Source organism: Lysinibacillus capsici (assembly GCF_003367505.1).
Lineage (GTDB): Bacteria > Bacillota > Bacilli > Bacillales_A > Planococcaceae > Lysinibacillus > Lysinibacillus capsici.
In genome coordinates, this window is sequence record NZ_PXXX01000024.1 from 80,185 (window position 1) to 95,223 (window position 15,039).

At 37.5% G+C, this 15,039-nt stretch carries 16 protein-coding genes; 3 read left to right on the forward strand and 13 right to left on the reverse strand.

What is annotated here, in order from left to right:
* Nucleotides 1-21 precede the first annotated feature (21 nt).
* Nucleotides 22-918 carry a LysR family transcriptional regulator gene (locus tag C7B89_RS20355; RefSeq protein WP_048393626.1) on the reverse strand — a complete coding sequence of 299 codons (897 nt, stop codon included), beginning with the start codon at nucleotides 916-918 and terminating at the stop codon, nucleotides 22-24.
* Nucleotides 919-1,215: 297 nt separating this feature from the next.
* Nucleotides 1,216-2,181, reverse strand: coding sequence for an ornithine carbamoyltransferase (gene argF, locus C7B89_RS20360; RefSeq protein WP_048393624.1), 966 nt, complete (start codon nucleotides 2,179-2,181; stop codon nucleotides 1,216-1,218).
* A gap of 242 nt (nucleotides 2,182-2,423) precedes the next feature.
* Here argF and C7B89_RS20365 point away from each other — a divergent pair, with 242 nt between their 5' ends.
* Entirely contained in the window at nucleotides 2,424-2,870 is a 447-nt protein-coding gene (locus C7B89_RS20365) for a MarR family winged helix-turn-helix transcriptional regulator (RefSeq protein WP_115674485.1), read from the forward strand.
* A gap of 22 nt (nucleotides 2,871-2,892) precedes the next feature.
* Nucleotides 2,893-3,891 carry a serine hydrolase domain-containing protein gene (locus C7B89_RS20370; RefSeq protein WP_115674486.1) on the forward strand — a complete coding sequence of 333 codons (999 nt, stop codon included), beginning with the start codon at nucleotides 2,893-2,895 and terminating at the stop codon, nucleotides 3,889-3,891.
* Between the two features lie 411 nt (nucleotides 3,892-4,302).
* Here C7B89_RS20370 and C7B89_RS20375 read toward each other — a convergent pair whose 3' ends face one another.
* Nucleotides 4,303-5,391, reverse strand: coding sequence for a M42 family metallopeptidase (locus tag C7B89_RS20375; RefSeq protein ID WP_016994857.1), 1,089 nt, complete (start codon nucleotides 5,389-5,391; stop codon nucleotides 4,303-4,305).
* Nucleotides 5,392-5,485: 94 nt separating this feature from the next.
* The gene (locus tag C7B89_RS20380) at nucleotides 5,486-5,971 is read right to left on the reverse strand and encodes a dUTP diphosphatase (protein ID WP_048393617.1); all 486 of its coding nucleotides are present in this window, start codon (nucleotides 5,969-5,971) and stop codon (nucleotides 5,486-5,488) included.
* A 105-nt stretch (nucleotides 5,972-6,076) separates the two neighbouring features.
* On the opposite strand from C7B89_RS20380, the gene C7B89_RS20385 reads away from it, so the two are divergent.
* Nucleotides 6,077-6,472 (forward strand): hypothetical protein, encoded by a 396-nt coding sequence (locus tag C7B89_RS20385; protein WP_004226335.1) that lies wholly within the window; start codon nucleotides 6,077-6,079, stop codon nucleotides 6,470-6,472.
* 23 nt (nucleotides 6,473-6,495) lie between these two features.
* On the opposite strand, the gene C7B89_RS20390 is transcribed toward C7B89_RS20385, so the two are convergent.
* The 9 genes from C7B89_RS20390 to C7B89_RS20430 form a co-directional block, all read right to left on the reverse strand.
* A complete protein-coding gene (locus C7B89_RS20390; RefSeq protein ID WP_048393614.1) occupies nucleotides 6,496-6,759 on the reverse strand; it encodes a DUF1294 domain-containing protein in 264 nt (87 codons plus the stop codon).
* 146 nt (nucleotides 6,760-6,905) lie between these two features.
* Nucleotides 6,906-7,265: a 50S ribosomal protein L20 gene (gene rplT, locus C7B89_RS20395; protein ID WP_004226314.1), complete on the reverse strand. Its 360-nt coding sequence runs from the start codon at nucleotides 7,263-7,265 to the stop codon at nucleotides 6,906-6,908.
* A 57-nt stretch (nucleotides 7,266-7,322) separates the two neighbouring features.
* On the reverse strand, nucleotides 7,323-7,523 hold the full coding sequence (rpmI, locus tag C7B89_RS20400) for a 50S ribosomal protein L35 (protein ID WP_004226312.1): 201 nt from the start codon (nucleotides 7,521-7,523) through the stop codon (nucleotides 7,323-7,325).
* Between the two features lie 31 nt (nucleotides 7,524-7,554).
* On the reverse strand, nucleotides 7,555-8,058 hold the full coding sequence (gene infC, locus C7B89_RS20405) for a translation initiation factor IF-3 (protein WP_016994853.1): 504 nt from the start codon (nucleotides 8,056-8,058) through the stop codon (nucleotides 7,555-7,557).
* 415 nt (nucleotides 8,059-8,473) lie between these two features.
* Nucleotides 8,474-10,405: a threonine--tRNA ligase gene (thrS, locus tag C7B89_RS20410; protein ID WP_115674487.1), complete on the reverse strand. Its 1,932-nt coding sequence runs from the start codon at nucleotides 10,403-10,405 to the stop codon at nucleotides 8,474-8,476.
* A 554-nt stretch (nucleotides 10,406-10,959) separates the two neighbouring features.
* Nucleotides 10,960-11,889, reverse strand: coding sequence for a primosomal protein DnaI (gene dnaI / locus C7B89_RS20415; protein WP_255349866.1), 930 nt, complete (start codon nucleotides 11,887-11,889; stop codon nucleotides 10,960-10,962).
* 27 nt (nucleotides 11,890-11,916) lie between these two features.
* Nucleotides 11,917-13,281: a replication initiation and membrane attachment family protein gene (locus tag C7B89_RS20420; RefSeq protein ID WP_244205738.1), complete on the reverse strand. Its 1,365-nt coding sequence runs from the start codon at nucleotides 13,279-13,281 to the stop codon at nucleotides 11,917-11,919.
* A 16-nt stretch (nucleotides 13,282-13,297) separates the two neighbouring features.
* Entirely contained in the window at nucleotides 13,298-13,768 is a 471-nt protein-coding gene (gene nrdR, locus C7B89_RS20425; protein WP_004226277.1) for a transcriptional regulator NrdR, read from the reverse strand.
* Between the two features lie 187 nt (nucleotides 13,769-13,955).
* Nucleotides 13,956-14,978 (reverse strand): glyceraldehyde-3-phosphate dehydrogenase, encoded by a 1,023-nt coding sequence (locus C7B89_RS20430; RefSeq protein ID WP_004226274.1) that lies wholly within the window; start codon nucleotides 14,976-14,978, stop codon nucleotides 13,956-13,958.
* Nucleotides 14,979-15,039: the final 61 nt, after the last annotated feature.

Below are 15,039 nucleotides of genomic sequence, written 5' to 3' on the forward strand. Positions count from 1 at the left end.
ATGTGGTGATAAAATTTTTTATCAATACGTGTCTCCTATGCTTTCAAAATGCTTAGCTGTTTCACAAATTGTCTGCCAAAAGGCAGATGGCAACGTCTCTTTCTCTTTATAGGTTAAAAATATATGTTGATTCATATCCAGCAAATGCTTAACGTCTATCTCCACAAATTCACCGCTTTCCAGTTCCTTTTTAATGCATAGATGGGGTAAAAAGCTTAGATAGTCTTTTGTCCGAATAAACTCTTTGGCAACTTCTAAATGATCTGTTCGTACCTCAATATTGGCTGCTACTCCCTCTACCTCGAACATTTTATGCACATAATTCCAATCAAACGCGCCACATTCAAAAAACACCATTTTCTGTTGAGCTAATTCTTTTGCTTGAATAAGTTCATTTAGTTGTAATGGGTGATCACGGTGTTTGACAAGTTTCACTGTATTGTTTAATAAAAGCTCGTTCTCAATGTCATCCCCATGTACATATTGAATAAAGCCTAGATGAATTTGGTGGCTTTGTAGCTTTTCTAAAATGTTTGTTGTGGAACCTGTAAATAATTGAAAACGCAAATAAGGAAATTGCTCTTTCCATTTAGGCAATGCATAGGCTAAAAAATACTGGGCTGTTACACCGTTTGCACCAATACATACCTCATCGGTCTCCTGCGTTTCTTCTAATTGCTTCTTTCCTTGCTGAAATGTTTGCACAATTTGCGTGGCAAATGGTAAAAAATCTTTCCCTTTCTCTGATACGCTCACACTTCTTCCATCTCGGTAAAATAACTCAACACCTAGCTCTCGTTCTAATGACTTAATACGTGCAGTTACAGTCGGCTGTGAAAGAAATAATGCATTGGCTGCTTTATGGATACTTTTGTAATGGACAACATATAAAAATGCCTCGATATGGTCTATATTCACGAGGAGTTCACTCCTTCATTACTTATTTAACCTATTATATAAATAATCCCTTATATTCTCTATAACTTATAAGAAAACTTTGTTTTATATTTTTGACAAAGAAAAAAAGTAACCCAGCGTCTCCCAGGTTACTTTACTATGTAGCGATGTAGCCATCCATCTTGACAACAAACATCGCACGTGGTGAACATCCCTCTGTCTGCCTACCACTTTTATGTTATTCACATGAACACCCTCTGTTGTCCATGTAAACTCTATCTATCGTACTTCTCAACTCGAGAAAGCATATGTCTCAATTTAAGCTAAAATCGATGCTAATACAGCTTTTTGAGCATGCAATCTATTTTCGGCTTGCTCAAAGATGTAAGAATTAGGTCCGTCAATAACTGAAGTCGCAACCTCTTCCTCACGATGTGCTGGTAAGCAATGTAAGAACATATAATTTGGTTTTGCATAGGCTACTAGCTCATCATTAATTTGATAGCCAGCAAAATCTTGTAAACGTTTTGCTGTTTCTTCCTCTTGACCCATAGATGTCCAAACATCAGCATAGACGACATCTGCATTTAATACTGCTTCAACAGGATCATTCGTGATCATAATCGTACTGCCATTTGCTGCCGCAATGGCCTGTGCTTTAGCGATGACTTCCCCATCACATTCATACCCTACAGGTGTCGCAACAGCTACATTCATGCCAACGTGTGCTGAAGCTACTACGAGTGAGTGTGCTACATTGTTGCCATCACCTACATAGGCAATTTTAAGTCCTTTTAACATGCCTTTATTTTCTGCAATCGTCTCTAAATCAGCTAATGCCTGGCAGGGATGATAAATATCCGTTAATCCATTGATGACAGGGATTGCTGCATGCTCTGCAAGCTCTTTGACCATTTTGTGAGAGTTTGCGCGAATCATAATGCCATCTAAATAGCCAGATAATACATGCGCTGTATCGTAAATTGATTCACCACGACCAATTTGCAAATCACGCGCATGCATAAACATGCTTTTCCCACCTAATTGATTCATACCAACTTCAAATGAAATACGTGTACGAGTTGAATGTTTCTCAAAAATCATGCCAAGCGTTTTACCTTCTAGTAATCTTGGACATTTCCCCTCTTTTGTAATCATCTTAAGCTGTGTTGCTAATTCAATAAGATCCTGGACCTCTTGACTTGTATAGTCTAGCAAAGTTAGTAAATCTTTTCCCTTTAAACTAGACACTAACTTTAACTGTACTTCTTCGAGTAATTTCATAGCCTTCGCTCCTTATATCGTTGCTGTTGAAATTAGTATAACATGCATAAATATAAAATCAACTGAATTTTTATAATTAATCTTAATTATTATTCATTTGTTATTAAATGTGTCAAAAATTCGTCAAAGCGAATATTTATACATGTTTTCTTTTTTACTAAACATTCATATTCTTAAATAATTGCATTATAGTTTATATATATTTATAATTAATATGCATTAACTATTGAGGCGGTGAAAAAATGGAAAAAGATCTGATACAGCTGGTCAAAGAGCTGAACCATGTAGAATATGAAACAAATGTGATGCTAACAGAAGAATTCTCCACCCTATTAGATGAAACATTAACTACAAAGCAGGCACTATTTTTAAGTCTTCTTCAAACACATGGCCCTTTGCAAACCTTCGAATTAGCAAAGTTGATGGGGACATCTGCTAGTGCTGTAAGTCAATTAGTAGGAAGATTAGAACAGGAGAGCTTTATAAAAAGAACCATAAATAAAAAGGACCGTAGAGAAATCATCATCGAGTTAGATACGCGGGGCTTTGATTATTTTCAAAAACAGGAAGAAATTGAACTAGCCATTATCAATAAATACTATTCACAGCTCTCTAAAGAGGATTTACTGCAATTAAAAGAAATATACACGAAACTCCATGCTATCGTCTCTAGCGATCAAAAAAATTAGAGATTGAAAAGGAGGAATATTTGTGGATTTAAATGATTTAAAAAAGGATATTTTTAAAATTGCTTATCCTTACGTAAAGACTCGTCCGAATGTAATCCTATCCATTGGTGTTATTTGTCGTAATCTAGATGCTGCTTTTATATTCAACGGCTCAAATGTCACATATGATAAAAAACCCTATGTCTATGAAATTGGGTCAATCTCTAAAGTTTTAACAACATCCATGTTTGGGGAAATGATTCAAGAAGGAATCGTGAAGATAGAAGATTCTATCGCCAAATACTTTTCTGAAATTCCAGATAATCACCCTGTAACTTTGAGGCATTTGGCAAATCACACATCTGGTCTACCGGGAATTGGTGTACTGAAGAACATCTATAATCTTTTTGATAGCCAAACGCCTCGTGACCCCTTTTGTCCCTACTCATTGAATGAGGTAATACAGTATTTTAAAACCCATACCCAGGAGCCTAAAGTTAAGTTTAGATATTCTAATGTAGGAATGGGCCTTTTAGGATATTTATTAGCAAATGAACTTCACACTGACTTTGAAACAGCCATTACTCGTAGAATCGTAGAACCTTTAAATTTAACGAATACCTTTATTTCTATCCCCCCCTCTAAAGAAAATACCGTATTGAAGGGATATTCTGTTCGGGGACATAACAAGCCCCCACTTGAAATGAATGAATTTATGGCAGCTGGCGCTATACGATCCACTGTTGATGATTTATTAAAATTTTTAAAAATACACATTGGCAATCAAAATTCAGGCTATCTATTAACACATCAAGCTACTCATACTATTTCAAAAGATGTAAGGATCGGATTAGGATGGGTACTTGAAGACGATATTATTTGGCATAACGGATCAACGAAAGGCTTCTCTAGTTATCTAGGATTTAATAAAAAACAGCAAACAGGTGTCGTGATTCTATCCAATTATCGATCCTCTATACTAGCAACAAACCCTCTTGAAATGGGGAAAAATATTCTACAGCTTTTGCAAAATTCTTTATAGCGAAAATGGGGTGTTTCTTGAATGGTATAAACGGGAATACCCTATTCTTCACAAGAACTACTTGTAGCTCCTATACATAGCTTGAAACCTGTCAACCTTTACTCATTCTTAATAGTTCTATGCTTGTTAAACGCTTCTAGAAGCTAGCAATGATTCTTGTCATAAGCTAACTTAACATGGGCTGTTGCTCAGCACAGCAACAATCAATTTACTTGCAGATATTTTCCATTAACCTACAAATTAATACTTCTCTATATTTTGATTTCTATAAGAGTCTTACTCACTAATAAGAATGGGACTTGTGTTTATAATTACTATTCATATTAGCAAGTCTAATTGTCTTGGAATGAGTAAAAAAGCCTCCTAACATTTTGTTAGAAGGCAAAATCATGCTATATCTATTTAGCAGTATCAGTCAAAAGTAATTTTATTGACTGCATCACGGTCTAATTTTTTAATGACTTCTACCATTAATTTAACGGCATTATCATAATCATCACGATGTAGGATACCTGCATGTGAATGAATATAGCGTGTTGCAATACCGATTGATAGTGCTGGTACACCATTTGCTGTTACGTGGATGGAGCCAGCATCTGTACCACCGCCAGCCATCGCTTCAAATTGATATGGAATATTGTGCTCATCTGCTACATCTAATACGAATTCACGTAAGCCACGATGTGAAACCATAGATGCATCATACACAACGATTTGAGGGCCTGCACCCATCTTACTCGTTGATTCTTTTGCTGTAACTCCAGGAGTATCTCCTGCTACACCTACGTCCACTGCAAATCCAATATCTGGTTGGATTTTATGTGTAGCAGTTTTTGCACCGCGAAGTCCAACTTCTTCTTGTACATTCCCTACAGAATAAAGAATATTAGGGTGCTTTTCATTTTGTAACGCTTTCATAACATCAATCGCGATTGCACAGCCGATACGGTTATCCCAAGCTTTAGCTAATAGATACTTATCATTTTTCATTACATTAAATTCAAAGTACGGTGTTACCATATCGCCAGGACGTACGCCCCACTCAAGTACTTCATCTTTAGAAGCTGCACCAATATCAATAAACATATCTTTAATGTCTACTACCTTATTACGTACATCCGCAGGTAAAATATGAGGTGGCTTTGAACCAATAACCCCAATCACTTCATCGCCCTTACGTGTAGTAATCGTTACACGCTGTGCAAGCATAACTTGGCTCCACCAGCCACCCACTGTTTGGAATTTGATAAAGCCTTTGTCATCAATTTGTGTAACCATGAAGCCTACTTCATCTAAATGTCCTGCTACAACAATTTTAGGACCGTTTTCATCGCCAACTTTTTTAGCAATGACACTACCTAAGTTATCTGTTTCTACAGTATCTGCATATGGTGCAATGTATTTTTTCATGACCTCACGCGGTGCACGTTCATTACCTGCGATACCATTCGCATCTGTTAAATCTTTAAACATTTGTAATGTTGGATCTAGTTGTGTCATCCTTTTGCCTCCTACTTCTTGTATCTATTTTATTATACTTCGTTTACCGAAATATTCCTAGCTTAATCGTCTGAAAATTGGTGTATTTCTTAATTTAATAACCTGAACGCTGCCGATGATAATTTTCTTGATTTTTTTCAAGATAAGCACCAACTACATCCTCAAATGTAAAACCGAGATTATACGCTAGTAATCCATAGTATTGCCAAATAGCTAAATAACGCTCCTCTGTAGGTTGATGAATAAATGCTAAAATAACACTTTGTGTTTCTAAAAAAGTAGCTGTTAAATCTTTGTTTTCTTCTACGAAAGGCCACATGTCAATCGATGTATAGCCCTTTAATAAGCCAAGAGATAAGATAAAATGAATCGAATCTACATATTCTTCTAAAATGACTTCACGTGCTGATGGTCCCTTTGTGCTCCAAAATTTAAAGCAACGTGTTTCATTAGCAAGCTCAGCTAGTTCCACTAGTAAGGCTAAGCCCTTTTCCTGAAACACATCTTGCTGAATATTTTGTGTTTGCTCGATAAAATCATCAAGCTCTTTTTGCATGGTAAACAATTGTTGTAAATTCATTTTTTTCTCCTAAATTTCTAAAAAATTTTTTATAAAAAGTGAAACTATTTGACCCTTCTAATCGTATAGGAAAGAATAACCTTTCTTCAAGGGGGAAATTTAAACATGTTGCCGTTACTAATTCGACTTGCTGTAATAGCGCTTATTATCTATGTATTTTACAAAGCGATTCGTTATATAACTGATCCTAAACGCAAACTTGATGAAGCCTATGAAAAAGGCCAGTATTATTTCTATGATGACGTTAAAAATGTCCGAAAAAATTTCTTTATTTCCTATAAGGGTGCTCTTTTTGAAGGTGAAAAATACCTAGGCACAACAGAGGATGCATTTGAGGTTGTAACCATTTTCGTCGGTGCGCGCGATGCTGCAACATTACAAGGCTTCAGCAAAAGCGACTTTGAATATTTGCAGCAAGAAATATTATTGAACTATCCAAGCGCCAAAATCAATTGGAAGCAGCCCATTGAACAGCTTATGCGAAACACATCCCCATCATGAGGATGTGTTTTAATTATTCTCATTTATGTCCAGAGCTGCACAATGATAAAAATTTGTATGGCTGCTAGTAGGGGAAAACCAAATGCAAAACGATTATGACGTGTTTTGTGGCGGAATAAATACATACCCAATACACCCCCAGCTGCCCCTCCTGCTATGGCTAGTGTAAATAATGTACGCTCTGCTATACGCCATTCATGATTCTTTGCGCGTGATTTATCCATCCCCATTAAAATGAGCAATACAATTGATACAATGCTCATATAAGCTAATAATGCTTGTCCCATTTCTTACTCCTTTAAAACCGTGATACTATTAATCTAACACAAAAAAGACTGATGGAAAAACCCATCAGTCTTTTTATTGCACTTATGATATTTTACACCTGTCGCTAAGCTTTCGGTGCAGAAATAATAGTGAATGTTGTCAGCTATTATTTAGCTACTGCTTTTTTAGCAGCGTCTGCTAATTGAGTGAATGCTGCAGCATCAGTTACTGCAAGGTCAGCTAACATTTTACGGTTAACTTCAATACCAGCAACTTTTAAACCGTGCATTAAACGGCTATAAGAAAGACCGTTCATACGAGCAGCTGCGTTGATACGAGTGATCCATAATTTACGGAAATCACGTTTTTTCTGACGACGGTCACGGTATGCATATTGACCTGATTTCATTACTGCTTGGTTAGCAACTTTGTATAATGTATGTTTTGAACCATAGTAACCTTTAGCTAATTTCAATACTTTTTTACGACGTTTGCGCGTCACTGTTCCGCCTTTTACGCGTGGCATATGAATTACCTCCTGCTTTTCATTAAAAAATGAATGTTAGTATTTTTTTGTAGTCAATTACTTCATGTAAACAAGTAAAGATTTGATGCGTTTGAAGTCACCAGATGATACGATGTTCGCTTTACGTAGGTGACGTTTTTGTTTCGTAGATTTGTTTGCGAATAAGTGGCTTCCATAAGCACGGTCGTATTTTAATTTACCTGAACCCGTTTTTTTGAAACGTTTCGCAGCTCCACGGTGAGTTTTCATTTTTGGCATGTCGAATTCCTCCTAAACTGTTCGTCTAATATTATTTCTCGTTCTTTGGTTGAAGAACTAAGAACATGCTTCGGCCTTCCATCTTCGGTTTTTGTTCTACCGTTGATACTTCAGCACAAGCTTCAGCAAAACGATCTAACACACGTTGACCAATCTCTTTGTGTGTGATCGCACGACCTTTGAAACGTAGGCTACATTTTACTTTATCGCCTTTTTCAAGGAATTTAATCGCATTACGTAACTTCGTTTGGAAATCATGCTCATCGATTGTTGGGCTCAAACGAACCTCTTTCATTACGATGACCTTTTGATTCTTACGAATTTCACGGTCTTTCTTTTGCTGTTCAAACTTAAATTTACCATAGTCCATGATACGAGCGACTGGCGGCTTGGCTTGAGGGGCCACAAGGACAAGATCCAAGTTTACACGAGCGGCGATTTCTAGCGCTTCATTACGTGTCTTTACACCAAGCTGGTCACCATTGTGATCGATTAATCGAAGTTCACGTGCGCGAATGCCTTCGTTTACATACATGTCTTTGCTAATAGTAATCCACCTCCAAGTAGTTGTCGCGAATACATGGTTTGGGCAAAGCCTTGCCCGGTTGAACGGTACATCCTCTCGTCATGTCCATAAAAAAAGGACGGACATTTTTGAAGATGTCCGCCCGCTATATGTGCATGCGCAAGTCTACGCAAAACAATTCAACGTGTCATACCTGTTCACAGCCTTTAAAGCGTTGTATCAGGTGAGAAGCGGGCAGCCTCTACTTCAACCACAAACTTTGTATTCATTAACCTTAATTATATTAGCATGTATATGATAAGCTGTCAAATATTTATTTTCTTATCAGTGCTAACATAACCAAAATGAAGCTATTCTATACAAATGCAAGATTTATTTTATACAGAAACCCTCACTTTGGCAAGCGAGGGTTTCTAGTTAAAGCTTATTTTGTAATTTCTGTTTTTATAGCTGCTAGGAAATCCTCAAAGCTAATTGTTTCGGAATCTTTCGAGCCATAACGTCGAACATTTACGCCATTTGCCTCAACCTCTTTATCCCCGATAACAAGCATATAAGGAATCTTTTTCATTTGTGCCTCACGGATTTTATAGCCTAATTTCTCTTCACGATCATCCATTTCCACACGTAAACCAGCCGCTGTAAGTTGCTCTTCAATTTGCTTTGCATAGTCGAAGTGAGCTTCATTCGATACTGGAATAACTTCAACTTGTACCGGTGCTAACCAAGTTGGGAATGCTCCTTTGTATTCTTCAATTAAGAAGGCAACAAAACGTTCCATTGTTGATACAACACCACGGTGGATAACAACTGGACGATGAGGCTTACCATCTTCCCCAACATAAGTTAGGTCGAAGCGTTCTGGTAATAAGAAGTCTAATTGAACTGTAGATAAAGTCTCTTCTTTACCAATCGCTGTTTTTACTTGAACGTCAAGTTTAGGACCATAGAATGCAGCCTCACCTTCCGCTTCAAAGTAGTCTAAGCCAAGTTCATCCATTGCTTCTTTTAGCATACTTTGTGCTTTTTCCCACATTGCATCATCATCGAAGTATTTCTCAGTATCTGCTGGGTCGCGATAAGATAAACGGAATGAGTAATCATTAAGGTCGAAATCTTTATAAACCTCTAAAATTAACTGTACTACTTTTTGGAATTCCGCTTTAATTTGATCTGGGCGAACAAAAATATGGGCATCATTTAATGTCATCCCACGAACACGTTGTAAGCCTGAAACAGCCCCTGACATTTCGTAACGGTGCATAGTGCCAAGCTCTGCAATACGCAATGGTAGGTTACGATATGAATGCATGCTGTTTTTGTACACCATCATATGGTGAGGACAGTTCATTGGACGCATAATTAATGTTTCATTATCCATTTCCATTGGTGGGAAAATTGAATCTTGATAATGATCCCAGTGACCAGAAGTTTGATAAAGCTCTTTAGAACCTAATACTGGTGTATAAACGTGCTTATAGCCAAGTGATAATTCTTTATCGACAATATAACGTTCAATAACACGACGAATTGTTGCACCATTTGGTAACCAAAGTGGTAAACCTTGGCCAACTTTTTGGGAAGTTGTAAACAGTTCTAGTTCTTTTCCGATTTTACGGTGATCACGTTCTTTTGCTTCTTCTAGCATTTGAAGGTGGTGTTTTAATTCCTCTTTTTTGAAGAACGCTGTACCATAAATACGTTGTAACATTTTGTTATCAGAGTTCCCTCTCCAGTAAGCACCCGCTAATGATAAAAGCTTGAATTCACGAAGTTTACCCGTAGATGGTACGTGGATACCACGGCAAAGATCAAAAAACTCGCCTTGATAATAAATAGATACTTGCTCATCTGCAGGAATTGCTTCAAGTAATTCTAATTTATACTCATCGCCAATTTCTTCATAAAGGGCTTGTGCTTCTGCACGGCTTACATTTTTGCGTTCTACCTCAAGGTTTTCAGCAATAATTTTCTTCATTTCTTTTTCAATGGCTGGTAGATCTTCAGCAGTGATTGGTGTTGGTGAGTCAATATCATAGTAGAAACCACCTTCAATTACTGGACCAATACCAAGCTTTACATCTGGGAATAGACGTTTAATAGCTTGCGCTGTTAAATGGGCAGTTGAGTGACGTAAAATTTCAAGTGCTGCCTCATCATCTTGTGTAATGATTGCAATTGTTGAATCCTCTTCAATTGGTGTTTTTAAATCTACTAACACACCATTAATTTTACCTGCATACGCTTTTTTCCGTAAGCCAGGGCTAATAGATAATGCTACGTCATCAGTTGATGTGCCTTTTGCAAATTCCTTTACAGCGCCATCTGGGAAAGTTAATTTAATCATTTCTGACATATCCTTTGCACTCCTTTGTTTTTGATAAATACATAATGCTTGATGATTGGCTGGAGCAATGTTTGTGTGACTCTACGGCTTGGTTTGAGCGGAGTCATTGCTTTTTTAAGCATTTCTCTGTTCAATCGGAGCGGCATCTTCATGTTTCTGAGCGGTTTCTTACTCTCTATGAGCGAATTTACCACTTTCGCGAGCGACTTATCTCCCTATATGAGCGGAGCCACCACTATTTCAATGAAATCTAAGAAAAATAAAAAAAGCTCCATCCCTCACAAAAGGGACGAAGCGTATGCTCGTGGTTCCACCCTTCTTCCTTCCGACTTACATAAAGTCAGACGAAGCTCAAGGCTAGCTAACGGGCTAGGGACCGGCGAAAGATTATCCCTTTCGCTGCTCAGTAGGTAGTAAATAATGTGCCCATACTAGGAAGTTTTCAGCCGATGACTTCCCTCTCTAAAAGCTGATACACAAAATTCATGTCCTCATCAATGCATATTGATATTAAGTATATGAGTCAGTATACGCTCGATTGTCGAAAAATGCAACTATCAATGTTACATCCGACGATTTTTGCCTCGCATTTCGATCGGCACTGTTAGGGCTTTAATTCGCTCCATAATTCGTCCCGCTTTAACAACCTCAATATCACCTTTTTGTGACTGAGCTAAGTGATGCTCTAATTCTTCATAGTTAAAATTAGACGTAATAAAAGTTGGCAATTGCTCTGCCATCCGATAATGGAAAATAGTCCCCAATATTTCATCACGTGTCCAGGCAGTCATTGTCTCCGCACCTAAATCATCTAGCATTAAGACAGGAGCCTTTTTAATATAATCTATTTTCTCATTCAATGTATTATCGCCAATGGCATTTTTCATTTCTCGTAAAAATTCTGGAACGAAAACTACCACAGAGCGGATTTTAATAGATGCTAATTCATTGGCCAATGCACCAAGTACAAAGGATTTCCCTACACCAAATTTACCATATAGGTAAAAACCTTTTGCAGGTAATTGACCAGTTTCTTTTGTTATTTTAACAAATTGAGCTGCTTTTTGTGCAATCGCCACACGTGATTCATCATCAATACTTAAATCATGAATTGTTGCTTGTAGCACATCTTTTGGCATATGCATACTTGCAATCATATTCGCAACATCTCGGCGTTCTTCTTCCCTAATCTTTTGCTCACAGCGCACATAGTCCATTTCAATAGAATTCCGAACAACCCTTAATGTCGGGATGAATCCTTTTAAATAGTTTGTACAATGTTCGGTATTATCACACCCACAGCACTCAGTAGATTGACTAATAAACTCATGCAGTTTAGGTAAATTTCGCTCAACATTGTCATAGTTTAATTCATCTGCATGCTGCGCTAAAAATTCCTGCACATGCGGGTGCTCTAAAATTTCACGTCGCATGGCTTCATAGCGTTCTTGGAACGAGGGTACATTAATTGCTCGCTTTAGTGGTCCATTTATAGGTTCGATTACTGCTCACCTTCTTTACTATTCGCTTTTTCCTAGCATCTCTAATATTTTTTGTCGCTCTTTTTCAAAATCTATAGTACTAGAGGTAGATTCCTCTTGATTGTCATTTCGTTTATAGAACCATTCAGGCACTTTTTCTTCACGTTGATATCTTGAACGTCCTTTAGTCTGTTGACTCGTTTTATTGGACGTTTGCGGCTTGTTTTTCCAAGCTGTATATTTATCATGCTCTTGACGTGCAAGTTCCATTGCTTCCTTAGCGGTCTGGACATTTTTTCGTACCCAATGATCAGCAATCGTTTCCACATATTTTTTAGGGAGCTTCATATCTGTTGTTAGCATAACGTATTCTAACAATGCATTAACCACTCCAATTGGCATGCCATGTTGAACGATTAAATTTTCTGCAAGTTGGACTGAGGTTTGTAATGGTTCTTTACCATTATTTATATCTCTTAAAACTTGGACAGGTGCCGTTGTTTCTAAATAGTGTTGAAGTTCCTGATCCTTGGTTTTTTGTCCCGCTTCTGCTACTGGTAGAGGATTGGTGACACGGGCAAGTTTTGGCGGCTCCTTGGATACGGTTAATTTATAAAAATCAGCAGCAGCCTTTCGTAAACGTTCCTGAGAAATTCCTAAATCATCATCTAAAGCAAGTATGACTACTTTTTGCATATCAAGGGCTGTTAAATGATATAAAAATGCCAACTTGGCTATAGCTTCACGCACTTCAAATGTCAACAAATTGGAAGGTACCAATTGCTCAGACAAACCAGCTTGCAATAAATCAAAATCGAATTGCTCCAAATAAAAAGGATATACTTTTTGTTGTTTATCCTTATGACTCGTATCCACTTGTAAATCTGATGGGATATTGGCATGAACAGGCTTATAGACATCAATAAAAGCACGAGATACATCCTTAAACGCCGAGTCCTTTACAGGTGACATAAAGCGCTGACGTAAGTTGCGATAAGCCTGCTCTCCAATTTTACTAAACAAAAACATCGACAGCAGCGGGTCTTTCATAAAGCTATCTGCATCTAATGGGCGCTGTAGCTCATATAAAAAACTACGCTCACCAGCATTTTCTTTTTTCCATGTACGCAGCAAACCAATAGCTTCTAAAGCAATACGAGCCTCAAACACTTTACCAATTGGTAGCCCTAGCACATTCATTAAATAATAATGTGTCATTTGCTGCTTTGGCATTTGCTCTGCTTCTGCCCATAATGTTAAATAGAGGCTAACTGGCTCTGATCCCGTTAATGGTTGATAAAATAATGTAACTAATTGACGCTCTTGTGTAGAAAATGCATGAGGTAGACGAATGTCGAAAGGATCGCCAGGCTGCAATTCCTTATATAAATGAATCAACGTCATTCATCCTCTCTGTTTGCTATGATTTCTTCTCCGTTTGACGTTGAATAATGTCCTTTATTTCTTCAATAAAGACATTGATATCTTTAAACTGACGGTAGACCGACGCAAAACGCACATAGGCAACCTCATCAATTTTGGCTAAGCGGTCCATGACCATTTCGCCAACATCTTCTGAGCGTACTTCCGAATTTCCAATACGACGAAGATCTTTTTCAATGGACAGAACAAGTTCTTCCAGCACATCAAGTGCCACTGGACGTTTTTCACAAGCACGAATAAGCCCACGAAGTACCTTCTCACGGCTAAACTCTTCTCGTGAACCTTCCTTTTTCACAACGACTAATGGTGTCTCTTCAATTTTTTCAAACGTTGTAAAACGGAAGCCACATGACTCACATTCACGACGTCTACGAATTTCTTTATTATCATCTACTGGCCTCGAATCCACAACACGCGTTCCGTTAAATTGGCAAGATGGACATCTCATATAATTACTCTCCTGGTTTACAACAATTTAATATATCTATTATAACAAATTTCCTACATGTAAGAAAAGTGCATTCACGTTTGTGGGCTCATGATAAATCTAAAGCACCTGAAGTACAAGAAAAGTTTCTGTAAAAAAAGAGCACATTGAAACCTTTTCGATTTCAATGTGCTATCTATAGAAATTATTACGCGTTTACCGTTTCTAAAGCATTTGCCACTTTTTTCACAAGGTCAACAACGCGTGCAGAGTAGCCCCACTCGTTATCATACCAAGCAAGTACTTTTACTTTGCGGTTGCCTAACACCATTGTAGAAAGTCCATCAACTGTTGAAGAATAAGTTGTTGTATTGTAATCAGAAGATACTAATGGCTCAACAGAGAAATTAAGGATACCCTTCATTGGACCTTCTGTTGCCGCTTTTACAAATGCTGCATTAACTGCATCAACTGTTACATCTGTATTTAAATCTACTACAAGGTCAACTAAAGATACGTTTGGTGTTGGAACACGAAGTGCCATACCATGAATTTTACCTTCTAATTCAGGTAACACTAATTTTAAGGCTTTCGCTGCACCTGTAGATGTTGGGATAATGGATTGGGCGCATCCACGTGCACGACGTAGATCTTTATGCGGATTGTCTAAGTTCTTTTGGTCATTTGTATAAGCATGAACTGTTGTCATTAAACCATTCTCAATACCAAACGTGTCATTCAATACTTTTGCTACTGGTGCTAAGCAGTTTGTTGTACAAGAAGCATTTGAAATAACATCATGTTTCGCAATATCCAATTTGTCATCATTTACACCTAAAACAATTGTGACATCCTCGTTTTTACCTGGTGCTGTTAAGATTACTTTTTTCGCTCCTGCTGCTAAGTGCATTGCTGCTTTATCACGTTCATTAAATTTTCCTGTAGCTTCAATAACGATATCTACACCCATTGTAGACCAAGGTAATTTTAAAGGATCACGTTCACTAATAATTTGAACTCGTTTACCATTTACAACTAAAGCATCGCCTGCTGGTTCTACCGTACCTTCAAATGTTCCGTGATTTGTGTCATACTTAATCAAATGTGCTAACGTTTCTGCAGGATAGCTAGCGTTAATTGCAACGATGTTTAAATCTTGTTGTACGATAGCCTGGCGGAAAACCATACGTCCGATACGCCCGAAACCATTAATAGCAATTGATACTGTCATTTATAATATCCTCCTGTGAGTACATACTCAGATTAATTAATTATATACTTTATGGTGATTA

Excerpts from the sequence above, each read along its gene's own strand:
- rpmI (WP_004226312.1), bottom strand. The coding sequence starts at position 7,523 with ATGCCAAAAATGAAAACTCACCGTGGAGCTGCGAAACGTTTCAAAAAA.
- C7B89_RS20375 (WP_016994857.1), bottom strand. The coding sequence starts at position 5,391 with ATGACACAACTAGATCCAACATTACAAATGTTTAAAGATTTAACAGAT.
- C7B89_RS20390 (WP_048393614.1), bottom strand. The coding sequence starts at position 6,759 with ATGGGACAAGCATTATTAGCTTATATGAGCATTGTATCAATTGTATTG.
- C7B89_RS20380 (WP_048393617.1), bottom strand. The coding sequence starts at position 5,971 with ATGAATTTACAACAATTGTTTACCATGCAAAAAGAGCTTGATGATTTT.
- C7B89_RS20365 (WP_115674485.1), top strand. The coding sequence starts at position 2,424 with ATGGAAAAAGATCTGATACAGCTGGTCAAAGAGCTGAACCATGTAGAA.
- infC (WP_016994853.1), bottom strand. The coding sequence starts at position 8,058 with ATGTATGTAAACGAAGGCATTCGCGCACGTGAACTTCGATTAATCGAT.
- nrdR (WP_004226277.1), bottom strand. The coding sequence starts at position 13,768 with ATGAGATGTCCATCTTGCCAATTTAACGGAACGCGTGTTGTGGATTCG.
- argF (WP_048393624.1), bottom strand. The coding sequence starts at position 2,181 with ATGAAATTACTCGAAGAAGTACAGTTAAAGTTAGTGTCTAGTTTAAAG.
- C7B89_RS20430 (WP_004226274.1), bottom strand. The coding sequence starts at position 14,978 with ATGACAGTATCAATTGCTATTAATGGTTTCGGGCGTATCGGACGTATG.
- thrS (WP_115674487.1), bottom strand. The coding sequence starts at position 10,405 with ATGTCAGAAATGATTAAATTAACTTTCCCAGATGGCGCTGTAAAGGAA.
- C7B89_RS20385 (WP_004226335.1), top strand. The coding sequence starts at position 6,077 with ATGTTGCCGTTACTAATTCGACTTGCTGTAATAGCGCTTATTATCTAT.
- C7B89_RS20420 (WP_244205738.1), bottom strand. The coding sequence starts at position 13,281 with ATGACGTTGATTCATTTATATAAGGAATTGCAGCCTGGCGATCCTTTC.
- rplT (WP_004226314.1), bottom strand. The coding sequence starts at position 7,265 with ATGCCACGCGTAAAAGGCGGAACAGTGACGCGCAAACGTCGTAAAAAA.